The sequence below is a fragment of the Arcicella sp. genome (genome assembly GCF_964672035.1).
This window is the reverse complement of the sequence record NZ_CBABQS010000005.1, coordinates 61264-84334: the sequence shown is the minus strand read 5'-3', so window position 1 is coordinate 84334 and position 23071 is coordinate 61264. Positions and strand designations below refer to the sequence as shown.

The 23071-nt window shown below is 34.8% G+C and carries 27 protein-coding genes; 4 read left to right on the top strand and 23 right to left on the bottom strand.

Translation table 11 applies throughout. The annotated features are described in order from the left end of the window. Positions 1–37: 37 nt before the first annotated feature. Both AC1W31_RS02660 and AC1W31_RS02655 read left to right on the top strand, forming a co-directional pair. Positions 38–376, top strand: coding sequence for a helix-turn-helix domain-containing protein (locus tag AC1W31_RS02660; RefSeq protein WP_481732849.1), 339 nt, complete (start codon positions 38–40; stop codon positions 374–376). 227 nt (positions 377–603) lie between these two features. After that, complete coding sequence (locus AC1W31_RS02655; RefSeq protein ID WP_481732848.1) at positions 604–1092, top strand: AP2/ERF family transcription factor; 489 nt, start codon at positions 604–606, stop codon at positions 1090–1092. Positions 1093–1141: 49 nt separating this feature from the next. Here AC1W31_RS02655 and AC1W31_RS02650 read toward each other — a convergent pair whose 3' ends face one another. Beyond that, positions 1142–2038: a diacylglycerol/lipid kinase family protein gene (locus AC1W31_RS02650; protein ID WP_481732847.1), complete on the bottom strand. Its 897-nt coding sequence runs from the start codon at positions 2036–2038 to the stop codon at positions 1142–1144. Positions 2039–2094: 56 nt separating this feature from the next. Here AC1W31_RS02650 and AC1W31_RS02645 point away from each other — a divergent pair, with 56 nt between their 5' ends. Next, a complete protein-coding gene (locus AC1W31_RS02645; protein WP_481732846.1) occupies positions 2095–3087 on the top strand; it encodes an App1 family protein in 993 nt (330 codons plus the stop codon). 308 nt (positions 3088–3395) lie between these two features. On the opposite strand, the gene AC1W31_RS02640 is transcribed toward AC1W31_RS02645, so the two are convergent. The 9 genes from AC1W31_RS02640 to AC1W31_RS02600 form a co-directional block, all read right to left on the bottom strand. Then, entirely contained in the window at positions 3396–3779 is a 384-nt protein-coding gene (locus AC1W31_RS02640) for a hypothetical protein (protein ID WP_481732845.1), read from the bottom strand. 10 nt (positions 3780–3789) lie between these two features. Continuing rightward, a complete protein-coding gene (locus tag AC1W31_RS02635) occupies positions 3790–4008 on the bottom strand; it encodes a hypothetical protein (protein ID WP_481732844.1) in 219 nt (72 codons plus the stop codon). Between the two features lie 26 nt (positions 4009–4034). Further along, complete coding sequence (locus tag AC1W31_RS02630; protein ID WP_481732843.1) at positions 4035–4880, bottom strand: alpha/beta fold hydrolase; 846 nt, start codon at positions 4878–4880, stop codon at positions 4035–4037. 92 nt (positions 4881–4972) lie between these two features. Further along, on the bottom strand, positions 4973–5800 hold the full coding sequence (locus AC1W31_RS02625) for an NAD(P)H-hydrate dehydratase (RefSeq protein ID WP_481732842.1): 828 nt from the start codon (positions 5798–5800) through the stop codon (positions 4973–4975). After that, positions 5800–6294, bottom strand: coding sequence for a VOC family protein (locus tag AC1W31_RS02620; protein WP_481732867.1), 495 nt, complete (start codon positions 6292–6294; stop codon positions 5800–5802). The genes AC1W31_RS02625 and AC1W31_RS02620 overlap by 1 nt, the downstream gene beginning before the upstream one ends. A 19-nt stretch (positions 6295–6313) precedes the next feature. Beyond that, positions 6314–7987, bottom strand: coding sequence for a L,D-transpeptidase family protein (locus tag AC1W31_RS02615; RefSeq protein WP_481732841.1), 1674 nt, complete (start codon positions 7985–7987; stop codon positions 6314–6316). Between the two features lie 77 nt (positions 7988–8064). Then, positions 8065–8691 (bottom strand): murein L,D-transpeptidase catalytic domain family protein, encoded by a 627-nt coding sequence (locus AC1W31_RS02610; RefSeq protein WP_481732840.1) that lies wholly within the window; start codon positions 8689–8691, stop codon positions 8065–8067. Between the two features lie 143 nt (positions 8692–8834). Next, positions 8835–9515: a type 1 glutamine amidotransferase domain-containing protein gene (locus AC1W31_RS02605; protein ID WP_481732839.1), complete on the bottom strand. Its 681-nt coding sequence runs from the start codon at positions 9513–9515 to the stop codon at positions 8835–8837. A 191-nt stretch (positions 9516–9706) separates the two neighbouring features. Next, on the bottom strand, positions 9707–10603 hold the full coding sequence (locus AC1W31_RS02600) for an OmpA/MotB family protein (protein WP_481732838.1): 897 nt from the start codon (positions 10601–10603) through the stop codon (positions 9707–9709). Between the two features lie 251 nt (positions 10604–10854). Between AC1W31_RS02600 and AC1W31_RS02595 the strand changes: the two genes are divergently transcribed. Next, positions 10855–11460: a 2,3-bisphosphoglycerate-dependent phosphoglycerate mutase gene (locus AC1W31_RS02595; RefSeq protein WP_481732837.1), complete on the top strand. Its 606-nt coding sequence runs from the start codon at positions 10855–10857 to the stop codon at positions 11458–11460. A gap of 22 nt (positions 11461–11482) precedes the next feature. On the opposite strand, the gene AC1W31_RS02590 is transcribed toward AC1W31_RS02595, so the two are convergent. The 13 genes from AC1W31_RS02590 to AC1W31_RS02530 form a co-directional block, all read right to left on the bottom strand. Continuing rightward, positions 11483–11824 carry a hypothetical protein gene (locus AC1W31_RS02590; protein ID WP_481732836.1) on the bottom strand — a complete coding sequence of 114 codons (342 nt, stop codon included), beginning with the start codon at positions 11822–11824 and terminating at the stop codon, positions 11483–11485. A gap of 131 nt (positions 11825–11955) precedes the next feature. After that, positions 11956–12432, bottom strand: a complete 477-nt coding sequence (locus tag AC1W31_RS02585) for a Dps family protein (RefSeq protein WP_481732835.1) — start codon at positions 12430–12432, stop codon at positions 11956–11958. A gap of 12 nt (positions 12433–12444) precedes the next feature. Then, a complete protein-coding gene (locus tag AC1W31_RS02580; RefSeq protein ID WP_481732834.1) occupies positions 12445–13581 on the bottom strand; it encodes an AI-2E family transporter in 1137 nt (378 codons plus the stop codon). Between the two features lie 184 nt (positions 13582–13765). Continuing rightward, positions 13766–14638, bottom strand: coding sequence for a YitT family protein (locus tag AC1W31_RS02575; RefSeq protein ID WP_481732833.1), 873 nt, complete (start codon positions 14636–14638; stop codon positions 13766–13768). Positions 14639–14653: 15 nt separating this feature from the next. Then, entirely contained in the window at positions 14654–15058 is a 405-nt protein-coding gene (locus AC1W31_RS02570) for a hypothetical protein (protein ID WP_481732832.1), read from the bottom strand. A 45-nt stretch (positions 15059–15103) separates the two neighbouring features. Further along, positions 15104–15463 carry a hypothetical protein gene (locus tag AC1W31_RS02565; protein WP_481732831.1) on the bottom strand — a complete coding sequence of 120 codons (360 nt, stop codon included), beginning with the start codon at positions 15461–15463 and terminating at the stop codon, positions 15104–15106. Positions 15464–15471: 8 nt separating this feature from the next. Continuing rightward, entirely contained in the window at positions 15472–15780 is a 309-nt protein-coding gene (locus AC1W31_RS02560) for a hypothetical protein (protein WP_481732830.1), read from the bottom strand. A gap of 299 nt (positions 15781–16079) precedes the next feature. Next, positions 16080–17000 (bottom strand): YihY/virulence factor BrkB family protein, encoded by a 921-nt coding sequence (locus tag AC1W31_RS02555; protein WP_481732829.1) that lies wholly within the window; start codon positions 16998–17000, stop codon positions 16080–16082. Between the two features lie 183 nt (positions 17001–17183). Further along, the gene (locus AC1W31_RS02550) at positions 17184–17504 is read right to left on the bottom strand and encodes a hypothetical protein (RefSeq protein ID WP_481732828.1); all 321 of its coding nucleotides are present in this window, start codon (positions 17502–17504) and stop codon (positions 17184–17186) included. 279 nt (positions 17505–17783) lie between these two features. Beyond that, positions 17784–18206: a BLUF domain-containing protein gene (locus AC1W31_RS02545; RefSeq protein ID WP_481732827.1), complete on the bottom strand. Its 423-nt coding sequence runs from the start codon at positions 18204–18206 to the stop codon at positions 17784–17786. 12 nt (positions 18207–18218) lie between these two features. Then, positions 18219–18665 (bottom strand): BLUF domain-containing protein, encoded by a 447-nt coding sequence (locus AC1W31_RS02540; protein ID WP_481732826.1) that lies wholly within the window; start codon positions 18663–18665, stop codon positions 18219–18221. Positions 18666–18760: 95 nt separating this feature from the next. Continuing rightward, positions 18761–19195 carry a response regulator gene (locus tag AC1W31_RS02535; RefSeq protein ID WP_481732825.1) on the bottom strand — a complete coding sequence of 145 codons (435 nt, stop codon included), beginning with the start codon at positions 19193–19195 and terminating at the stop codon, positions 18761–18763. 162 nt (positions 19196–19357) lie between these two features. Beyond that, positions 19358–22936: a PAS domain S-box protein gene (locus AC1W31_RS02530; protein ID WP_481732824.1), complete on the bottom strand. Its 3579-nt coding sequence runs from the start codon at positions 22934–22936 to the stop codon at positions 19358–19360. Positions 22937–23071 lie beyond the last annotated feature (135 nt).

The following is a 23071-nucleotide window of genomic DNA, read 5'->3' as shown; positions in this document are numbered from 1 at the left end:
GTCATACTTAAAAGTTAAAGAAAATAATATCAAAAGTATGAACACTCAAACTTTAGAGACCCAAAAAGTTAAAGAAATAGTTGAAAAAGTAATTTCACAAGTGTATAAAACATCACCGTCTGTGCATGAAATGGCAAAGATGGCGGATATGAGTGTCAGTAAATTTAAAATATTATTCAATATCGAATTTGGGGAAAGTCCTTATCAACACATTTTAGGGGAAAAGCTTATTCTGGCTCGGGAGTTGCTCAAAACGGGGCGTTATTCAGTATCGCAAGTATCTTATAAAGTTGGTTTTAATCATCCTTCTGGTTTCACCAGATTGTTTAAACATAAATTCCAATGTTCTCCAAGTGAATTAATTTTTAATACTTAGTTGTAGGTGGTGAGATATTGCTTATAATGATTAGGTTGAGATTAGTTAATTGGGTGCATTTATTTCATACTGTAAAAGTTCCGCCAGGGGTTTCCCATTTTTTCAAATTCATTTTGGAAAGATAAACTTTTATTGGAATTCAAATAGGAATGTTCGGTTGGATTAAGACCGAACTCCTACTTGAAGATAAGATTCAATAAAATTTAGGCATTCCTAAAATATAAACTATGAAAAAAATCGCTTTAACACACGATAAATACGCTTTTATAGACGAAGAGGACTATGATTTAGTAAAAAATTACGCTTGGACTGCCAGTTTATCCCGCAAAATAAGACATTACGCAAGAACGTTTGTAAAAACTGAAGAAGGAGGAAAAAAGACGACTTCGTTGTTTTTACAGCACCTCATTGTTGGAATAGCACCCACTGGAAAACGATTATTTTTTAAAGATGGGGATTCATTAAATTGCCAGAAAAGTAATTTAGAATTTGTCACTTTTGGTCAGGCTTCGCATAGTCATTACCACAAAAATAAGCATTGCAGAAATGCGAAAGAGAACTTTAGAGGGGTAACGGTTAGTTATATAGCCCGTATTGGCTACAACAACAAAAGCATCATTTTGGGAACATTTGATAGTGAGTTAGATGCTGCATTGGCTTACAATCGGAAAGCATTAGAATTATTTGGAGAGAAAGCAGTTTTAAATAACATTTAAATAGTGTAAAATACATCTAAAATTTTATAAATTATTATTTTACCGTTGTTTACGGGTTATTTACATATTTATTCGATACCATAACTTCCAGACAGTCAGGCATAATAACGGCTTTAACTTGCTTTACTTTTCCTAAATATTCCCCATCAATTTGGAAATGAACTCTTCGGAATGACTTGATAAAAAGTTCGTTGGTTTGAAATACTTCGGTTTTTTCAGAATCATATTCTTTATGGGAGTAAACCATTTTGAACATTTCAGGAATAGAAATTTTTTTCATCACAATTACTTCAAAAAGATTGTCATCCATTTTACCGATAGGATTAATAATTGCTCCACTGCCATATTTTGTAGCATTGGCAATGACAATCATCATCGCTTTTACGTTAATCGTTTTTCCGTCAATATTCATCTTCACGAACATCAAAGGATTCTGCCATAAAACTTTTAAAGAAGCCATCAAATAGCCCCACATACCCCGTACAGGCTGATTTTCAAATTCTTTCACGACATAGGCATTCAAGCCAACATCACTTAAATGAATACACAATTGTCCGTTTACGCTAATGGCATGAATTTTTTTGGAAACACCTTCTAAAAGTACATCTAAAGCTTCGGTTGGGTCATGGCTAATGTCAAATTCTTTGGCTAAACCATTGGCAGAACCCGCTGGCAGGATTCCTAACTGCATTTTTGTATTCAAAATACACTCAGCTACCAACTTGACGGTTCCATCTCCCCCAACCGCCACCACTTTTTGGGGAGAAAATGATTTTATTTTCGCTTTTATCGTTTCAATATTACAATCTTTCGTGAGGTGATAGAAAGCAATGGTATGAACCGAGTTAGCAAAATAATTTTCAATTTCAGTCGTCCAATTAATTTTGCTGTTTCCCGAATTGGGATTGATAACAAATAGTAATTTTATTGTTTTGTTTTCAGCCATAATTTCGTTTATTGCACCAGTAAATTTATTTTCTAAATCCTGTTTAATATCATCAAATGTTTAAAAAATCATGCCAGTCCACCCATGCTCATGTGAAGGTATATCACGGATATGGGCATAAGAATAACCTTGTTGTGTATGGTCACGTTTTGGCGGGAAAGCCAGCGAGTCAAAGCAAGTTTACGGATAATATTTTTACGAACATTATTCATCTAATCGAATTATTTTTTGTAAAGCCAATTCCTAATGTTCGGGTACAATTAGTATGGGGAAATCAACCAATTTTTGCCACCACCGAAAAGGATGGATTCTTTAAATTTGAATGGCAATCAATAGAATCCGTTGCTACTGGATGGCATCGGATAGTTGTATATATCGTTGATAATGAAGGTGTTGTGTTAAATGTTGGGGAAGGGAAATTATTCGTACCACATCAAACGCAGTACGGTTTTATCTCGGATATTGATGATACCGTTTTGGTTTCTCATTCTTCCACAACGGGTAAGAAATTACGGGTTTTATTTACCAAAAATCCTCGGAGCAGAAAAACTTTTTCGGATGTCGTAAAATTCTACAATTTGTTGGCTTTGTCGCATACCAATTCGGAGACTTTGAACCCATTTTTCTATGTTTCGAGTAGTGAATGGAATTTGTATGATAACCTCAACGAATTCTTTAAATTTAATGATTTACCCAAAGGTGTATTTCTGTTGAACCAGATAAAAGTGTGGTACCAATTATTCAAAACAGGCACGACAAAACATCAAGGGAAATTGATAAGAGTAAAACGAATATTTGATGCTTTTCCGAAACAAAAATTTGTGCTTTTGGGCGATAATTCACAAAAAGACCCAGAAATTTATGCGGCGCTCGCCAATAAATATCCCGATAAAGTAGTGGCAATTTATATCAGGAATATTACGGCTCAAAAAGAAGCATTTACTAAAAATAGCTTTGCTTCGCTTGAAGATAGAACCATCAAAACGTGTCTTTTTAAACATACTGACGAAGCAATTTTGCACGCTAAACACATTGGATTAATTGTGTGATAAGTCCCTATGATTTTCCTTTAGAATAAATTGTCATTTCCAAATCAAGCTAAAAAATCGGCACAAAAAAAACGTTCTCTTATTTAGAGAACGTTTCTGCAATATCTAACCACTATTAATTTCTATTAATTTCCATAAGAAGAGGCTAAACAAATAAGCTCCACTTTGAACTCAATTCGTTTCGAATAATTTTAACTTTTCGTTTACGATTATTAAAATTGTAATGCAAAGGTCAGGAATGAATCTCTAAATAAACTACATAATTCACACATTTTGGAATGACAAATAAGATTTTCAAAGCGTACATTTCAATTTTTCAAAAAATGCTCTTTTACAAAGGTATGTTGTTGATTTTCGGTGAGATGGTTAGTATCTTTCACCTCAATCTTTATATTTGCGAATTTACTGTCCGACTCTAAGATATCGACTAATTTATTTTTTTCTTCGGTAGGTCCAAAAATCACAACTTCGTCATAATACTGGATTGTATCGCTCAAATCTTTGTAAAATTTTGCTTGCTTTTTTTTCTCTTTGGTTTGTCTCTTTCGTTCATTAGCTTCTGCCTCTTCCGTATTTTCTTGATGCGAAAATGTGGATTCAATGGTATTAATTTCAATAATATCGGTTTTAAATTCCATTAAATGAGCATCCGAATGATTCATCCAAATGCCTAACCTTTTCTTCCTTTGCATTTTTTTGTGATTATAAGGTTTGGGCAGTATGACTTGGAGCGTATTTTAGTAGAATTTGCTTCAAAGAATCATAATAATCCTGCAAATTTTTAATATTGATGGTTGGATTTTTTCCGTCAGGAATAGTATCTGGCATTTCTGAGATGTACTTTGTCAATTCAGGATATCTATCTCTCATAGTCATCGTGATTTTTAATATATCGGCATTTAATTGCTCTTCATTTTTCATGATATTTATTTTTAAACTTCAGCTTTTTATAAATGTCTATCATTAATAAACTCAATTAAATCTCTATTTAATTTATCTTTTTCAGTGATAAATAATCCATGAGGGGCATCTTCGTAAATGAGGTATTTTGCGTTTGGTAATATCTGGGCAGTTTTATCACCAGATGCTTCAATTGGCACCGTTTTATCGTCATCGCCATGAATAATTAAGGTTGGAACATTTATCATTTTTAAGTCGTTTCTAAAATCCGTCTGTGAAAATGACCTGACGCAATCAACCGTGGCTTTGTGCGAACTCATCAAACAAAGTGATTGATTCCACTGTAATAATGGCTCGCTTACGGCATCATTAAATAGGTTTACACCATAAAATTGTTTACCAAAATCTGCTAAAAATGCGGGACGGTCTTTGTTGATATTTTCAATCATTTCGTCGAAAACAGATCTATCCACTCCCGATGGATTATCGTTTGTCAGTAATAGAAATGGCGTGACAGCGCTAATCAGTACAACCTTACTGATTTTGTCGGTTCCGTATTTTCCGATGTATCGAGCAATTTCTCCTCCACCCATCGAAAAACCGACCAGAGTAACGTCCATCAAGTGCAAATGGTCGATGAGTGATTTTAAATCATCAGCGAGCGTGTCATAGTCATAGTTTTCCCATGGATAATCTGATTTACCAAACCCTCGGCGGTCGTAGGCGATGCAACGGAAATTTTGATACGGAAGTTCCGCTAATTGGTATTCCCACATGGCATGGTTGAGGGGCCAACCGTGAATAAATATTACGGGCTTTCCTGAGCCTAAATCTTCATAAAATAGTTTGACGGAATTGCCTAAAGCATCGGGCGTTGTTTCAATGAATTTCATGTGTGTGTAAATTTAGAATTACTTATTTTGTGTATTACAAAATTCAGAAAACCTCCTTTAAATCTATTACATAAAATACAAAAAAAATTACATTATTCACACATTGTTTGGGTGAAAGCCATTCCCAAGTTTTCGATAACATCAGTAATCAACATACTTTCCATGCTTTGGGTTTTTAGGGTAATATCAGCGGCTAATCCGTGAATAAATACGCCCATTTTTGCGGCCACAAAAGGGTGATACCCTTGCGCTAAAAAAGCGGTAATCATGCCAGAAAGGGCATCGCCCGAACCCCCTTTGGCAAGTCCTGCATTGCCTGTAGTATTCAAAAAAGACTCCCCAGCGTGTGTAATGAGGGTTTTATTGCCTTTTAAAATAATGATTAAATTATGTTCTTTGGCTTTTTTGATGGCAGTATCCATTCTTTTTTCAATGGAATGATGCAACCCAAAAAGTCGATCAAATTCTTTTGGATGAGGCGTTATTACTGCTAAGGGTGGTATTTTGCGGAGGAGTAATTTGTTTTCAGCAATGAGTTTTAGGGCATCGGCATCCAATAACATAGATTTTTTGAAATGCGTAAGTACATGAGTGAGTAAATCCAAAGAGTCTTGTTCAGCGCCTAAGCCACAGCCGATTCCCAAAGCTGAAAAAGTTTCTAAATTATCCGCTAACTTATCCCTAAAAACTAACATCGCTTCGGGAATGGCCGTTTGTAAAATGACTCTTTCTGAGGTCGGTACATTCACGGTGAGCAAGCCCGCTCCCGCCCGTAAGCACGACCTTGAAGCAATCACAGCGGCACCCATTCGACCAATATTACCCGCAATCAGCAAAGCGTGACCGTGAGTACCTTTGTGCGAAGATGCCTCACGAGGGTTAAGAAGCGATTTTACAATATCATGGGTAAGCGTTTTCATTATGACGATAATTCTCTTAATAATCCATTCAAATCCAACGTTTTTGTGACCATTTCTATCGAACCATCTGGATGATAATTCCATAGTTCTCGGGGACGATCCCAGTATAATTCTACGCCATTATTATCAGGGTCATTCAAATAAATAGCTTCCGAAACTCCGTGGTCGGCGGCTCCTGTTAAATGATAATTTGCTTCCCATAAGCGTTTGTAAATAAAGGCTAAATCCTTGCGAGTGGGATAAACAATGGCCGTATGAAAAAGCCCAACGCCCTCGGTGGGTGCAGGAGAGGCATTTTTGCTATGCCACGTATTTAAACCAATATGATGATGATAACCCCCTGCCGAAATAAAGGCAGCTTCAGATCCGTACATGGTAGTGAGTTCAAAACCCAATAAATCACAATAAAACGCCAGCGACCTTTGAATGTCAGCTACTTTCAGATGTACGTGTCCGATGTGCGTTTGGGCGGGAATAATATATTTTTCAGTCATTTGAGTAGGGGTAAGAATTTTAATCGCCAAAAACTTCTTTTGAAAGTTTACTATCTAAATTATACAAATCATTTCTAAAATTTAACTGTCCATTTCCATCCACCCACGCCGTAAAATAGGCAATATATACAGGTATAGTCGGTTTGACATTAATACCCGTTTGTTTATCCGTAGTTAAAATATTATCCACCTTTTGTTCATTCCAAATAGGCTGATTTTTTAGTAAATATAAAGCCAATTTTTTTGGATTTTCAACTCTAATACAGCCATGACTAAAAGCCCGTTTTGTATCCCCAAAAAGCCCTTTGGCGGGAGTATCGTGAAGATAAATGTGATAATTATTGGGAAACATAAACTTCATTTTACCCAACGAGTTATTCTTTCCAGGTTTTTGTCGGAAGTCAAAAGGAACATTTGCATCTGCTCTGTATTTATTCCAATTAATACTATTGGGGTTCACTTCATTTTTACCCGAAAAAACCTCTATATTATTGTGCGCCAGATAGTTGCTGTTTTTTTTGAGTTTCGGTAAAATTTCTTTCCTCACAATACTCGTTGGCAAACCCCAGTAGGGATTTAGGATAATTTGTGATAAATTCCCTTTAAAAATACTGGTTTTTGTAACGGTTTTACCGACTACTACATTGGTTATCCAAACTTCTTCATCATTTTCAATTACGTGTAACCTGTATTCTGGAATATTAATGAATAAATAACTTTTTTCCATTTTTTCGGGTACCCATCTTAGCCGTTCCATGTTTACCATCATTTGCTTAATCCAAAAATCGACCTTTTGATTGAGTTCTTTTAAGGTCAATTTATCAATTTTCCCAGATTCCAACAAACCCATTCTTCTTTGGAAAAGTTGAACCGCTTTCATCAGCGAATCGGTAAACACGATGGTATTATCGTTTATTTTTAAATCGCCCGTTAATAATAATTGTTGTTTTACTTGAATCAAGCAAGAATCGCTTTGCCCAACTGATAGTACTTTTTTAGTCGTAATAATAACGGGGAATCCGCCCTTTTTCTGAATAATGCGGTACTGTCTTAATTTATCTTTTAAACGGATATATTGCTGATTTAGAGGCTCTTGTAGTTTTTCGCAAAGTGCTGAAGATACCAGCGAATCCAAGACCATTTGATAATTTTTCTTCTTGCGGGGGATAAACCATTCGAGGTCAAAAGCGTTTTTTGTGGTGCCTCCATAAACCTTATCAGCGTATTTGAAAAAAGTAATCGTCAAGATTAAATCTAATTTTTCTACCTGATTTATTTTCGACATAAATCCTTTTTCGTCCGCCTCATAAACCTTCATGAGTGAATCTAAATCATTATTTTGCAGGCTATTATCGGCAAAATCTTGACCATAATAGTGCAATTGATTCTGAAAATTGGGCGCTGCACAAGTCATGCCACTTTGGTTAAACCAACCTAATTGATTATTGCGTTTTGTATAAAATTCAACAACTTCCTTACTAATGGTATTGGAAATAGGATTTACTTTAAGTAAGGAGATAACCGTCTGACTATCAAGGGTTAAGTTGGTATAGTTTTGTGAAGAATACACACTTGAATCGGGCGAAAAACCTTTCTTTTGAGTTTTCTTTTTACATCCCGAAACCATCGAAAGGATGATTACACAACCTAAGAAGATTATGCTTTTTGTGTTTAAAAATAAAGTGGATTTCATTGTGTGTGGGTCAGGAGTGATTGAACTTATGTAAGGATGGCGTTGCTCAAAAAAATGCCATCTTTTGAAATAGAAATCTAACTATGAATAAAAAGTAAACTGCCATTGGCAAGCACAGGAACTACTTGCGGAATTAAATTATTGGGTAATGCAGGACAGCCGAAACTTCTGCCAAGTCTGCCAAAATGTTTTACAAATTCTGAACTTACATAATCCGCCCCATGAATGATAATTTCTCGTCGGCGAGCGTTGTCGTTAATGCCTTTTTGTAAGCCAAAAAGTAACAGGGCCAACCCATGTTTGGGACTATGGATTTTTTCGCCAACTAAATAAAACCCCAAGCTACTTTGGTGAGATTCCATCTTGTTTGAAAACGAATGCGCCATATTATCGCCCGATTTTTTACCGTGAGCTACTAAGGAAGAAAATAATAGTTTTTTATTGAAAATATCAATGACAAAGAATCTTTCCACGTTGGAAGGTAAGGCAAAATCTACAATGGTAATAATGGGTTTTGCGGGATGAAATTCTTGATAACCCGCCACAGACTGTTTGAAGGCATCATAATCAACAATTCCTTGCAGCTGACAATCAGTGTAAAGTTGTTGTGTTTTATCCATTTTTGTGGCAATTACTCTGTTTACGGCTGGCTTTGCAAAAGAAATATTAAGCAAAAATGCAATTACTTGAAGGGTAATAATCATAAAGCTAAAGATTTTTATGGGTGTTTTGTTTTGCGGACAACAACATAACGTCTATACGTCTATAATCATTACAATTTAGCTCCAAGAATTTTAATATCAAAGAAGCCAGTCTTCGCTTTCAGCAAAGGCTTCTTTAGCAATTTTCAACTTTTTAAAAGTTTTATCAACGCTTGGGCTGCTTCTTCAGACGATGCAGGGTTTTGACCCGTAATTAATAGTCCATCTTTCACTACGTAAGATTCCCAATCTGCTTTTTTAGAATAAATTCCACCTTTGTTTTTTAATTCATCTTCCAATAAAAATGGAACAATATCGGTTAATTGAACGCCCTCTTCTTCGGTATTGGTAAATCCTGTCACTTTTTTGCCTTTTACCAAAGGTTCACCACGTTCGTCCAGCACGTTCAATAATGCGGAAGGTGCATGACAAACTGCGGCAACTGGTTTTTTACTTTTCCAGAAATCTTCAATCAACTTTATGGAGTCTTTATCTGTCGTTAAATCCCACAAAGGTCCATGCCCACCTGGATAAAAAATGGCATCAAAATCGTCGACTGAGACTTCGGTTAATTTTTTGGTATGAGATAGCAGCGTTTGTAAATCACCATCGGCTTTGAAACGAATCGTTGCTGGCGTTTGGCTTGATGGCTCATCACTTTTTGGGTCGATAGGAGGATTACTACCTTTTGGAGATGCCAGTACGACTGAAATACCAGCCTCCAGAAAGGCATAATAGGGGGCGGCAAATTCTTCAATCCAAAAACCTGTTTTTTTACCTGTATTGCCCAATTCGCTGTGGGAAGTAAGTACGATTAATACTTTCATAGTTGAAATTTTTAAGGTCAAAAATATATCTACAAATTTCGGTTTTACTAAAAAATATGCGTTACACAATTTTGAAAAAGAATTACATCATTCACACTAATAATTATTTAGAAAAAACAAAAGAGTCAACGATATTTTCATTGGCTCTTTTGATGATTTATAAAATATTAAAAATTAGTATTTTATGCTCTTTACTTTTTATCAGGATTTAATAAATCATAAAACTGATCTAATTTTGGCATCAAGATAATACGAGTACGACGGTTGGTTGTGCGACCTTCGGGCGTACTATTACTCGTCAAAGCATTGAATTCACCTCTACCCGCTGCAATCAATTTGTTAGGGTCAATGTTAAAGGTTTCTTGCATTACACGCACTACTGAAGTGGCTCTTTTTACACTCAAATCCCAGTTGTCCGTAATACAATCCGAATTAATGGCTACATTGTCCGTGTATCCTTCCACCATTACTTCCAATTCAGGTCTTGACTTTACAATTTGAGCAATTTTTTCTAACACTGCATTCGCTTTCGTTGATATTTTAGCACTTCCACTGCTGAAAAGCATTTTATCAGAAAGATTCACCATAACGACGGTTTTATCAACTTTCACTTCGATGTCTTGGTCTTCGATACCATTCGATAAAACCCGAGTGAGGTTCAAGGCTAAGGCTAAATTCAAAGAATCTGTTTTTGTTCGGGCATCCCTCAAAAGGTTGATATATTTGTCTTTCTTCTCTAATTGTGATAAAGTTTTATCAATATTAGCGTTCGCTTCTTTCGATAATACGGTCAAATTACCAACAGCTTCCAATTGTTTATCACGGGTTTTTCTCAAATCAACAATTTGTTCATTTAAACTATTGATTTGCGTATCACGTTGATTTTTTAAAGATTCATTTTCTTGATTTGTTCTTGACATCGCAGTTAAGCGGTCTTTATAATCTTGTACACTGTCTCCACATTTGACTAAATCAGTTTGAGTTTTGTCGTATCTCGCCTGTAAATCGATGAATTTCTTTTTGGCTACACACGATGATAAAAAAGTGATTGCGATTAAAAAAGATAAAATTTTGAAATGAGTTGTCATAATTAGTATAATTTTATTAGAATTTTGTAAGTACAAATATGAGAACGATAAAAAGACATAGTGTTATATAATTATTAAAAAGAATTACATCTTTCACACTAATCATTTTTGTAATACTTTGATAATCAGTAACTTGAAAATAGTGCTATTTTGGACTACCTTTAGATTTTATCGCTACTCATAGAGAGTAAGTCGAAAATTAGCTAATTTTAAAAGATTTATTGCCCTGTATTGTGCTTAAAACTTACCAAATGGCATTATTAACCCTGGTCCGTCATGGACAATCAACCTATAATTTAGAAAACCGTTTTACGGGAAATGTAGATGTGGAACTCACGGATTTAGGCCGACATGAAGCCTTGTTGGCAGGGGAAAAGTTGGCAGATTTTACTTACGATTTTGCCTATACGTCAATGCTAAAAAGAGCGTGGGAAACTTTGAGCATTATTTTGACCAAGATTAGTCAACTTAACCTTTTACCAATTAAAAACGAAGCGTTGAATGAACGAAAATACGGAAGTTTGCAAGGATTAAATAAGACTGAAACAACGGAAAAATACGGGCTTGTGCAAGTGGAATTATGGCGAAGAAGTTATAACGTGCGTCCGCCCGATGGTGAAAGTTTGGAAGATACTTTCAATCGCACAGTACCCTATTATAAAGCAGAAATTGAGCCTAAATTACGAGAGGGTAAAAATGTTTTGGTGGTGGCTCACGGCAATAGTTTGAGGGCTTTATTGATGTATTTAGAAATTATAAGCCCTCAAGATATCACCAAAATAAATATTCCAACGGGTTCACCACGTAATTATGTTTTTGATGAAAATATGAAGCTGATTAGTGTCAATTATTTGTAATTTATTCTCAACAAGAAATTATTTATTTCTCTTCGGTCGAATCGTTGGGCATTGCTTTTTTATTCATCTTTTCATAATCTTTAGGCAAATCAATCAAAGGTGGCGTTTCATCATTTGGAACGTCATGGGGTAAATCTGACTCGTTAAATTTGCTATTCATTTGGGTCTGATTTGACTTTTCATCGTTCCGCTTGTCTCTATTCACGTCATTCATATTGCCAATTTCTAAATTATCCGATCCATCGTCACTCATCATTTCGCTTTCTGGAACTGCTTTGGTTCCATCTATATTATTGGTTAATTCTTGGTCAGAATTATCAGCCGTTAAATCTGGTTTGAGGGGTTCTTTTTCTTGATTTTCCATTGTTTTTGGGATGTTTATTAACATATTTTGTGTAAATAGTATCGAGCAAGAAATTTTGTACCACTGCCAAGCGTTCTAAACCCTTGGCACTGGTTACCTTCCTTATCTTTAAAAATAAGCACGCAATTCGGCTATTTTTCCTTCAAATATCTTCTCAAAGTCCAAGCAATTGTTTCGTGTTCTTGCATAATACCCGTGAGAAAATCGGTGGTACCAGCATCGCCACTTTCGTCGCATTGGTCGATATCTTCCCTTAATTCTTTGATAATTGTTTCATGGTCTTCCACCAATTCTTCAATCATTTTCATGCGAGTAGGATATTCGTCGGGCCATTCTTTCAATCGGGTAAGTTTAGCATATTGATTCATCGTACCGATGGTTACGCTGCCCAATTTCCCAATTCTTTCGGCTACTTCATCAATGACTTCTTCTATTTCTTTATACTGATGTTCAAATAACTTATGCAATTCCATAAAACTTTCGCCTGAAACGTTCCAATGAAATTTTCGGGATTTGATGTACAAGGTAACTTCATCCGCCAAAACAGTTGAAAGAATATCAGTACTGGTTTTTAATTGTTCTGTGGATAATCCAATGGATGTTTTCATAGTTTGTTTTTGTTATTGAAGTTTTAATTTTCGTTTAATTAAAGAGAAAATAGATTTGGACGCATTACGTTCGTCGGTTTTAGGTACTAATGGTGTTCCAGTTGGAGGAACGCCCAATAAAAATCCCCAAGGTTTCACTTGTTCGATATGGTCAAAAATCACTTTGATGATGGCCGTTAAAGGAATGGATAAAAACGTTCCAGGCAAACCCCATAAGGCTCCGCCGGCCAAAACAACAATAACCGAAATCAATGCATTGATTTTTACTTTTGATGCTACCACTTTGGGAACAATATAATGAACATCAAAAAACTGGATGACTAAATATGAAATCACTACCCATAAAGCATCAGAAGGTGATTTTGAGATAATGGCAATAATTACGGGGAAAAGAATAGAGATAATTCCTCCGACGTAGGGAATTACATTGACAATCGCACCTAATACTCCCAACAAAATGGCATAATCAATCCCAATAATTAGTAAAGTAGCCGAGTTTAGAAATGCCATAATTAAGGCTTCTAATAAAAGGCCCACCAAATAGCTTTGGATAATCACTTTTGTAGAACTCAAAACGGCATCAACTTCTCCGTATTCTTTTCGACTAAATAGCTTATGGATAAATTTTATTAAATGATTTTGATACAATAAAATCATAAAAACATACACAGGAATTAACAACATAACCACCAATTTACTGCCAGTACTCAAAATCGTTTCTCCAATCAATGAACCGCCATTATTAATAAACTCTGATCTTTTCTTCAAAACCATTGAATGAATTTTAAGTTTGCTAATATCGAGTCGGTCGGATGCCCATAGTTCAATGGAATCGGCAAATTGATTAAATTTTTCTACCAATTTTGGAAAAGAATCAGAGAACTGCATTATCTGAATCGACAGAAATGAGATGATAAAAATGGTTAAAGCAATTGAAATTATCAGCGTTAGCGTGATAGCAGTTACTTCACTAACCTTTCTTTTTGCGAAAAAGCTAACCATCGGACTCAACACAATCGCAATAATTGTGGAATAAATAATGGGTACAATTATACTTTGCGTGAGGTATAGAATGGCAACAAAGGCAAATAAGCCAATAATGATAATTGATGTTTTTACGTAAAAAGGTAATATTAAGTCTTCTTTCATTTAGTTTGTAGGTTTTTTGGGGTTTGTTGTCAACTACACCGTTCTAATACGACCCAGATAATTACAAATACGATAACTGTTCCGAAACAGCCACCACCTAATTTACTTGCGCCGTAGCCTGCGATTAATCCTTTAAAAATGTTGTTCATTGGTTATTTGGTTTTAGAATGTGAAAAGATAAATATTAATGTTGTAAGGGGCGTTTTTTTATCATCCCTCTTTTTATATCTTTTATGCTGCTAATTACGATAAAAGCATTTGGATCAATTTTTTCAATTTCTTCATTTAGTCGGTTTAATTCCAGCCGAGTAATGACGGTATAAACGATGTCATTGAGGATGGTTTCACCTTTATTCCCAAAACCTCCTTTGCCTTGATAAATGGTTACGCCCCAACCAATAGAATTTTTAATCATTTTTGCAATTTGCTCATTTTGGGGTGAAATAATAGTAACGCCCGTATATTCTTCAATGCCTTCAACGATAAAATCGAGTGTTTTGGAAGCAGCTAAGTAGGTTATCATTGAATACATGGCAATTTCAACGGATAAAAAATAGGCGGCAATTGAGAAAATTACTACATTAATCACAATAATAATGTCGCCCATGCTTGTCCTAAATTTCTGACTGATAAATATTGCCAACACCTCTGTTCCATCAATTACTGCCCCGCCTCTTACGGCAAGACCAATGCCTGAGCCCAAGAAAAATCCACCAAACAGAGCCACTAATAAATTATCATTGGTAATATTAGGGAAATTTACCGTTGCCACTACTAATGCCAGTCCAGAGATAGCCAAAGCCGTTTTTACCGCAAATATTTTCCCCATTATTTTATATCCAAGAAAAATAAACGGGATATTTACCAAAACCAAAAGTATATAAAGCGGAATGGAAGTTAAAGCTGAAATCAATAAAGCAATACCTGTTGCACCGCCATCAATGAAATGATTGGTCAATAGAAAACCTTTAAAACCAAATGCGGCCGAAAAAACACCGAGTATTATCAATACAAAATCTTTGAGGTAAGGACTGATTATAGTCTTTTTTTCGGACATAATTTTAAGGGTTAGTTATTGTTTTATGGGTTGGTTATCAGTAATCTTGTGTTCCATTATCGCAATTTCTGTCTTCTCTTTCTTTACATCTTGCCGAATTAAAGCGAATAAACTCATATAAATATTAGCAATCCAAACGGCTGAAAATAAGGCAATTATATATCCTCGCCAATCATCCATCAAGAGTTTGTAATTAGTAAAAATAATAAAAAATGCGGTTACATAATGACTAAAACAATATTCACAGGTGAAAAGGTAGAAAAGTTTACGTTCCAAAATTGATCTACCACATTCGGAACGACCAATGCAATATTCTCTGGGTTCTTTGAAAATCTCTTCGTGAGTAACTGTCCAAGCAACGCACGCAATGGGAATTGCTATTAAAAAAAGGGCGAGAACTTGGTCGAAATCTATTTTCATACAGTCATAATTTTTAGCTTTTCAAGCAATTGATAAAAAATACAGCTAATCTCCCTGATTTTCCTCTAATTCGTTATGATTGTCACCGCCAATGCTATAATAACTATTTTCTTCATCTTCCATGGCGTTGTTTTCTTGTTCCATTTTATCCGTTTCCGAACCTGGCACATCCAAATCATCACCGACTAAATCTTCGTCAAAAGTTTTCTCATTCCAAGCACCCAATGTTTCGCCTGAGTCTTTCAAATGTGAAGGATTTTCGGGATCAATCTCAGACTCTTCTGTGAATTGACTATAAATATCTTCACTCGCAGGATATTTTGGGTATCCTGGAAAATTCTCTTTCGATTCGCTATCCACATCTTGGATAGGTCTTTTCGTGTTTTTATAGCCTTGTTTCATCATTATTTTTATTAATCAATTGGATTTCGTTTAGTCATCTTGATACTTGATGGTTTTGATTCTTCGGAATAGTTTGGACTTGCCATTGCAGCCAAAATAAAATACATAACTAAGTTCATAAACAGCAAAGGATACGGTGGGAATTGATAACTTTCAATGGCCACAATGTTGAATACTATCCATAAAATCAAAGCCGTTGCTCTCAAAAAGTAGGGTAGCCACTTCCCGCCAATTTGTGAATTAATTTCATTAGCATAGAAAGAATTCAAATAAAAATTTTCGATGAATAATTGTAAATCTTTGAAGTATCGTTGCTGCATGATTTTCAGATTATGTATAGAACAAAATTGCGTTTTTTCAACCTAAAATGTATTATATAATTAACGTAAATAGTTATAAGATTCACACATTGTAACATAAAAAAGCACTTTTATGGATTATAAAAGTGCTTTTTTAGCTCGAATTGTTAAAAGGTTGTTGTCAATAATCAATGAATTACCAACAACTTAGTTTGAATGTTTTTATGTCATATTATTTTAGGTTTTTATTGTTGAAAATTTATGAAAGTATAATTTAAAAACTCAGAAATATGAACGTTTTTTTTTCTAAAACAGTCACTTTATATTTCAACACTTTTGGGACCCACCGACTTTGCGTGTTCCATAGGAGCCACTTTTCCCGTGTATCGTCGGGCATAAGCCGCCGTAAATTCTGCCCCAAAAAATACAATCATGGACGAATAAGAAACCCATAAAAGCATTAAAATAACCGAACCTGCCGCCCCATAAACCGAAGCGGGATTGGCGGTGCCAAAATAGAAAGCCAAAGCCGTTTTGCCGATGGTGAACAATAAACCTGTGAGTAACGATCCAAACCATACGTGTTTCCATTGTATTTTGGCGTCAGGCAAAATTTTGAACATAAAAGCAAAAAGTAATGAAATTACGGCCAACGAAAATACGAAGTTGATGATGTTGAAAACAAAGACCGTAAATTCGGAAGTATAGGCTTTGATGATGTCGCTCAGGGCAGTTAATCCCGTTGAAATTACCAAAGAAATTAATAATAAAAAGGCAATGGCTACGATTAAACCGAACGAGAAAAGGCGAGCTTTTACAATCAGCCAAATGCCACTTTGTTTGACCATTTTTACGTGCCAAATATCATTCAAGGATTTTTGTAATTCCACAAAGACGCCCGTAGCACCCATCAATAATACACCAATGCTTACAATTGAGCCAAGAACTGATGATTTTGATTGACCTGCTTTTGTCAACATTTCTTTGATTGAGGCGGCCGTATCGGAACCCATCGTACTCGAAATTTGGTTAATTATATTCTCGTTTACGGCATCTTTTCCAAAGAAATATCCAGTAATGGCAATGATTAAAACTAACAATCCAGGAATACTGAAAATGGCATAGTAAGCAATCACCGCACTCTGGCGAAAAGGGTCTTTATCGTTCCAAGCTTTGAAAGTTGATTTGAATAATTTACCTAAATCTTGAAGTTTTAATTCCATTTGATGAATAATGTCCATTTCATATAGTTTATACCAAAATCGGGTGCGTGAGAAGTTTAGAGTCTAAAATAAAATGTTTAAAGTAGAAAGTTTAAAGTATTTTGCGCCGATTACTTGTAAACTTTTACCCATCAACCTTGTCCTTATAAGCTTTTTACTCATCAACTCTTTTACACAACCGATTTTTATTTCTAAGTTTATTTACAGCAAAAGAATCAACAACAGAACGATAATAATAATCGCTCCTACCGAAAGATAAACGCCTCCATTCAAATCGGCAAGATTGCTCTTGATTGAACGGACTTCTTTGCGTAACGCTTTTTTCTCTGATGAACTCATGTTGGATTTATCCATCGCTTTAATTTCTTCTAAACGAGACACCAACACTTTGGCTTCAGCTGATTCTACTTTTTCAACCTTTTCAGTGGGTATTGTACTGTTTTCAGTTTCAGCTTTTGATATAGTGGGCATGAATGACAATAATGCAATCGTTGCCATAAGGTAAAGAGTAAGTCTTTTCATCTTAATTTTATTTAACTCAGTGAATTGGTTTTCACTTCGATACAAAGATGAGAATCCTAATGAGATAAAATATTACAGAATTTTGTAAAAGACTTACATCTTTCACATATTGGAGCGGCAAGAATTGCAGGAAAAAGAGGGGACTGAATACGGTGAATCAAAGTTATTCATGCGTAAACTATCAACATGGCGTGGGAAATCAATAAATCATGATCAGTCGTTATGAATTTCGTTGAGATAACTATTTGATAGTTTAATTGCTGTTTTACTAAACCCTAATCACGCTCGCAAAAGTTGCTTTGCCATATACCAAAACACCCGTGAGGCATGAGTTGGTTTGGCAATCAGCTCGGAAAGGGTCAAAAAATTATTGACAAAAATTAATCTATCTACATTGATTACGTCATTAGTTTCAATTTTATGATAAGCCATGCTCCATTTATCAAAAACTCGATCTTTAATCTCATTTTCAGCAAGAACCATCACATTGCTATGTCTATCATCCTTTTTGATTTTATGAATAAGTTCTTCGATTATTTTTTTATCACCTTCCAAAATCTGGATAAATTCATTGTTATGCAATAATAGACAGCCTGTAATGTCATTTTTCGTATTGAAATCACGGGCTTTTTCCAAAATACCTAAAATGTCCTCTTCTTTTAAGTTTTGATTGGCTATTGAGCAATAGATTAATTCATACATTTTTGTTGCTATTTAAAAATATTCTTGGGGTAAAGTTAATTTTCTAAAAGGTTCTTTTGCGATAGTACAAAATAATTTCATCGCTTTGGTCAATCGGTAATCTAACCCACTAAAGGTAATGAAATTATTAATCATAAGCACATTATCAATATTTTCCATGTCGCTCAGTGAGAGTTCTTTAAAAGCCATACTCCAATGATTGAAAAATCGGTCTTCTTTTTCATTTTCTGCTAAAACCGTGGCATTTTTATGTCGAACGTCTTTCTCAATCTTAGCAAAAAGACTTTTAATCGTTTGTTTCTCCCCTTCAATTATTTGAATAAATTGTTTGTCAAAATATAAAAGACACCCTGTTATATCATTTTGAAGATTCCACTTTTGCGATACTCGTAAAATATCAGAAATATCACCGGCTGTCAAATCAGGTTTTGCCAATGAACAATATAATAATTCATACATAAATTCATGCTTTTTTAACACTTTAGGACTAATTAAGTTTGAGTAATCGGTGAAATATTTGAAGCCTGGTGTAAATTATGCTTGTTTAATAATATCTACATTCTATCCATGTACCAACCGAGTTCTTTTTGCATTCGTTGGTATTTGAAAATATTCTCAATACTTGCTTGCAAACGCACGAAGGCGGTTTCGCTTTTTACGATATAATCAGAGGCTTTTAGGTGCATACAATTAATCGCAATCTCGATTTTATCTTGCGAAGAAAGCATTATTACGGGTATTTTGGGGTTTTTTGCTTTGATTTTTTCCAATGTTTCCAAGCCATTCATGGCATTTTTATCAATGCCATTTAGGTGATAATCCAGAATAATGATGTCTGGTTTTTTAGGTAAATTTGCTAAACAAAGTTCGCCAGTTGCATAAGTTTCAATGTCAAAAGCTGGTTTACTAAGAAATTCAATTTCTAAAGATTTTAGAAAGAGCGCATCGTCATCTACCAAAAATAGGATTATTTTATTATCTGTATTCATGAGTTTTTTATTATGCATTTATGATAAAAAATGCCGTTCGTAAAAGTAGTATAACTTTTAGCAACTAATTGATTTGTGGAAAATTAAGCCTACAATATAAATATGACGTGTAAAGAAATCATCGCTGGACTCATTTTAGTGATGATGACCGTTCATTATTTATCAGGTCAACTTTTTCAACTCGTCTTTCAATTCTATGCAGGCTTGTCCGCAAATGGCTTCGAGTTGGGTAATCATCGATGAAATACCTTTTGTTGGGGAATGATTATTAGCAAAATCTTGAATTTTGCGAGCCATTTCTTCAAAATTACGATTCATTCCTATGATTGAAAAAGAAGGTATCATTTTGTGCGCTGTTGCCGATAATGTTTCCCAATTCTGCGTATCAAAACTCGTTTTCATCAATTTTATTAAAGGAGGCGTTTGTTCTAAATAAATCGAAATAATCTCCTTTAAGTATTTTGGATTAGATTTTGTGCGATCTTGCAGGGATTCTAAGTTGATACATCTCACTTTTTCGATGGCAATTTCTTGTATTATTTTCTCCGTTGAAGTTTTGACCGCATTTTTAATTAACGTAATTATTTTGCTGTATAATAAAGTTTCATCAATGGGTTTGGCAATGTAATCGTTCATCCCCGCTTCTTTGCACTTTTCCACATCCACGGTCGTTACATCGGCGGTTAGTGCCATAATTGGAATGGATGATTTCATCGTATTTCTAATATAATCAGTGGCTTCAAAACCATTCATTTCGGGCATTTGCAAATCCATCAAAATAATATCGTAATGATTATTTTTTAGTTTTTCAATGGCTATTTTTCCATTATTGGCAATTTCAGCGTCAAATCCAAAATCATCCAAAATCGTTTTTATTAATAATTGGTTAAGTGCCATGTCTTCTACCACCAGTACTTTAATTCCCTTAACTGCGAGGTCTAATTGTATTGTTTCCGGTATTAAGGGCAGCGTAGTTTCTGTTTTCAGAAAAGTTAATGTAAAACTGAATTTGGAACCCACATTAATTTCACTTTCTACCAAAATCTTCCCACCTTGTGGTTCTAAGAGCTGTTTTACGATAGCCAGCCCTAATCCAGTGCCGCCAAATAAGCGAGAAGTTTCATTGGTGGCTTGTTGAAAATTCTCAAAAATAGTGTCTAAATTCTCTTTTTTAATACCAATGCCCGTATCCTTGATGGCAAATTCAACCGTCACTTTTTCATCATCTTCCTCCATCAAACGCACACTAATTGTGATGTTTCCTTGGCGGGTAAATTTTACGGCATTACTCAATAAATTTAGTAAAATTTGATTCAATCGAGCGGGATCGCCCAACAAATTTTCGGGAATTCTTTTATCGTATTCTTCAATTAATTGGATATTTTTTTCATTAATTTTTGGCTCAAATAAACGAATGGTCGTAGTGATTGATGAGGCTAATTTAAAGGGGATTTTTTCAAATGTCATTTGTCCAGATTCTACTTTTGCCAAATCCAGAATGTCGTTAATGAGCACAATTAAAGCATCACCACTCAATTCGATGGCATTCAAATATTCCTTTTGTTTGAGGGATAATTCCGTTTTTTTCATCACTTTCGTAAACCCAATGATGGCATTCATGGGCGTTCTGATCTCGTGACTCATATTCGACAAGAATTGCTGTTTTGATTTTACGGCACTTTCAGCAATTTTTTGAGCATTCACCGCATTTTCCTTTTCTTGTTCAGCAATAATTTTCGACTCCAATAGTTGTTTCTCAACCTTTTTTAGTTCGGTTATATCCCTTGCTACCACCACTGCCCCAAGCACATTTCCTTTTCCATCTTTATAAACGGAGCCATTAAAAAGCACATCGGTTAAAATTTTGTCTTTTATCGTTAAGGGATAATCTGCCACAAATCCTTTTAAAAATACCTCTTGATAGACTTCTCGGGCCTTTTGAGGGTCAGTGAAATAATCGTAAAAATTAGTGCCTATGAGTTTTTGTCGAATGATGCCAACTACTTTAATGGCAGCCTGATTGATATCTGTAATTTTTCCTTTCGGGCTAATTACAAACAAAGGGTCATGGCTGGCTTCAATCAAACTGCGAGAATATTCGGATAATAATTTTTCTTTAGTCTCAGTAATTTCCCTATTTTTCTGTTGCAATTCAGCGGTTCTTTTTGCCACTGCTTTCTCTAATTCATGGGTTTGTTGTTTCTGATTATGAATGTCTCCATTTGTGCCAATCCAAAGTTTTATATTTCCAGTTTCATCTTTAATGGCTCTTGCTCGGCTGATGTGCCATCTGTATTCGCCAAGATGATTGAGTATTCGCAATTCCATGTCAAAATCGCTACCCGTTTTTACGGAATAATTCCAGTTTGTATGCGTTTTTTGGACATCGTCGGGATGAATCCATTTACTCCAACCATCATTTTTCAATTCATCAAAACTTGCTCCTGTGTATTCAGTCCAGCTTTTATTGTAAAAGATAACGGTTCCATCGGGTGTGGCATTCGTTACTTTTTCGGGTATTAATTCGGCAATCATTCTGAAATATGATTCGCTTTCTTTAATGCGTTTATTGATGATCGCTTGCGAAGTAACCTCATGGGCAATAATACCAATACTATCAATTTCACCAACACGATTTCGTTGCGCTTGCAAAATGAAGTTATAATATTTACGCTCCATTTTTCCATTTTGAATAATATCTACGGCTGTTTCAGTGGCAATAAATGTTTTTCCTGTGTCATACACGTTTTGATAAACTTCCTGATACCCTTGTTCAATAAGTTCGGGCATTACCGCAAAATAGGGTTTACCGATAATGTTTTTGCCTTTACCAAGAATTTCCAAAATAGCATCATTGGCCGTATAAATAACAAAGTCTTTTCCCTTTACAATGCCAATGGCAGTAGTAGAAGAGTAAATCATTTGTTCATAACTATACTCATTTTCTTGAATTTTCTGATGCAAAAGTGCTTGGGCATTAACTTCATTCGCAATCACGGCTATGCCTTCTATTTCACCTTTTGCATTGCGTTGGGCGTGATAAACGAAGGTATAGTATATCGTTTCCATTTTGCCATAACGCATGATATTTATGGGTTGTTCGTAGGAAAAATAAGGAGCGCCCGTTTTGAATACTTTTAGTAATATTTTATCAAAACCTTGCTCAACTATTTCGGGCATCACCTCAAAAAGCGATTTGCCAATAACATCCTTTCCCTTTCCCCACGTTTCTATCATGGAGGCATTGGCAATACTAATAATCATAGATTTTCCCTTCAAAACTGCCATCATTGAAGGAGAAGAATAAATTAATTCATGGTAAAGTCGTTCTGCTTCTTCACCTCTTAACTGATTTTTAATTTGTTCTGTAATATCAATAGGTATAAAAATTATTTTTGAAATACTGCCATTTGAATCTTCAATGGGCATAAATATAAATTTGGAATAACTTTTTACTAAGAAATTATCGTTCTTGATGCTAAAGGAATGTTTTTTGCCGATGTAAGGAATACCCGTCTTAATTACTTGATCAATAATGCTTTTAATCCCTTGCTTAACAAGTTCGGGAGATACTTCAAAAAGAGATTTACCTACGATATCTTCTTTTTTATCAAAAAGTGATAAATAATACTCATTGGCGAATTCGATAATATAGTCATTGGCTTTAACAATACTGATATTTACGGGTGCTTGTGCAAACACATCATTTAATGCTTTTGAATATATGATTGATTTTTTCAAAATCTTTGTATTGTTTTAAAGCTAAAATTCTAAGAAAGATATTTTTCTGAATAATCTCTTTTGCATAAAAATTTTACCAACTAATATTTTCTGTTGAATCATAAATAGAAAGTGTGCTATTAGGAATCTTTATCC

Excerpts from the sequence above, each read along its gene's own strand:
- AC1W31_RS02625 (WP_481732842.1), bottom strand. The coding sequence starts at position 5,800 with ATGAAAACGCTTACCCATGATATTGTAAAATCGCTTCTTAACCCTCGT.
- AC1W31_RS02565 (WP_481732831.1), bottom strand. The coding sequence starts at position 15,463 with ATGATGAAACAAGGCTATAAAAACACGAAAAGACCTATCCAAGATGTG.
- AC1W31_RS02635 (WP_481732844.1), bottom strand. The coding sequence starts at position 4,008 with ATGAAAAATGAAGAGCAATTAAATGCCGATATATTAAAAATCACGATG.
- AC1W31_RS02645 (WP_481732846.1), top strand. The coding sequence starts at position 2,095 with ATGTTTAAAAAATCATGCCAGTCCACCCATGCTCATGTGAAGGTATAT.
- AC1W31_RS02540 (WP_481732826.1), bottom strand. The coding sequence starts at position 18,665 with ATGTATGAATTATTATATTGTTCATTGGCAAAACCTGATTTGACAGCC.
- AC1W31_RS02595 (WP_481732837.1), top strand. The coding sequence starts at position 10,855 with ATGGCATTATTAACCCTGGTCCGTCATGGACAATCAACCTATAATTTA.
- AC1W31_RS02620 (WP_481732867.1), bottom strand. The coding sequence starts at position 6,294 with ATGACTGAAAAATATATTATTCCCGCCCAAACGCACATCGGACACGTA.
- AC1W31_RS02555 (WP_481732829.1), bottom strand. The coding sequence starts at position 17,000 with ATGGACATTATTCATCAAATGGAATTAAAACTTCAAGATTTAGGTAAA.
- AC1W31_RS02535 (WP_481732825.1), bottom strand. The coding sequence starts at position 19,195 with ATGAATACAGATAATAAAATAATCCTATTTTTGGTAGATGACGATGCG.
- AC1W31_RS02600 (WP_481732838.1), bottom strand. The coding sequence starts at position 10,603 with ATGACAACTCATTTCAAAATTTTATCTTTTTTAATCGCAATCACTTTT.
- AC1W31_RS02545 (WP_481732827.1), bottom strand. The coding sequence starts at position 18,206 with ATGTATGAATTAATCTATTGCTCAATAGCCAATCAAAACTTAAAAGAA.
- AC1W31_RS02640 (WP_481732845.1), bottom strand. The coding sequence starts at position 3,779 with ATGCAAAGGAAGAAAAGGTTAGGCATTTGGATGAATCATTCGGATGCT.
- AC1W31_RS02630 (WP_481732843.1), bottom strand. The coding sequence starts at position 4,880 with ATGAAATTCATTGAAACAACGCCCGATGCTTTAGGCAATTCCGTCAAA.
- AC1W31_RS02585 (WP_481732835.1), bottom strand. The coding sequence starts at position 12,432 with ATGAAAACATCCATTGGATTATCCACAGAACAATTAAAAACCAGTACT.
- AC1W31_RS02580 (WP_481732834.1), bottom strand. The coding sequence starts at position 13,581 with ATGAAAGAAGACTTAATATTACCTTTTTACGTAAAAACATCAATTATC.
- AC1W31_RS02550 (WP_481732828.1), bottom strand. The coding sequence starts at position 17,504 with ATGAAAAGACTTACTCTTTACCTTATGGCAACGATTGCATTATTGTCA.
- AC1W31_RS02650 (WP_481732847.1), bottom strand. The coding sequence starts at position 2,038 with ATGGCTGAAAACAAAACAATAAAATTACTATTTGTTATCAATCCCAAT.
- AC1W31_RS02615 (WP_481732841.1), bottom strand. The coding sequence starts at position 7,987 with ATGAAATCCACTTTATTTTTAAACACAAAAAGCATAATCTTCTTAGGT.
- AC1W31_RS02605 (WP_481732839.1), bottom strand. The coding sequence starts at position 9,515 with ATGAAAGTATTAATCGTACTTACTTCCCACAGCGAATTGGGCAATACA.
- AC1W31_RS02610 (WP_481732840.1), bottom strand. The coding sequence starts at position 8,691 with ATGATTATTACCCTTCAAGTAATTGCATTTTTGCTTAATATTTCTTTT.
- AC1W31_RS02660 (WP_481732849.1), top strand. The coding sequence starts at position 38 with ATGAACACTCAAACTTTAGAGACCCAAAAAGTTAAAGAAATAGTTGAA.
- AC1W31_RS02575 (WP_481732833.1), bottom strand. The coding sequence starts at position 14,638 with ATGTCCGAAAAAAAGACTATAATCAGTCCTTACCTCAAAGATTTTGTA.
- AC1W31_RS02560 (WP_481732830.1), bottom strand. The coding sequence starts at position 15,780 with ATGCAGCAACGATACTTCAAAGATTTACAATTATTCATCGAAAATTTT.
- AC1W31_RS02655 (WP_481732848.1), top strand. The coding sequence starts at position 604 with ATGAAAAAAATCGCTTTAACACACGATAAATACGCTTTTATAGACGAA.
- AC1W31_RS02590 (WP_481732836.1), bottom strand. The coding sequence starts at position 11,824 with ATGGAAAATCAAGAAAAAGAACCCCTCAAACCAGATTTAACGGCTGAT.
- AC1W31_RS02570 (WP_481732832.1), bottom strand. The coding sequence starts at position 15,058 with ATGAAAATAGATTTCGACCAAGTTCTCGCCCTTTTTTTAATAGCAATT.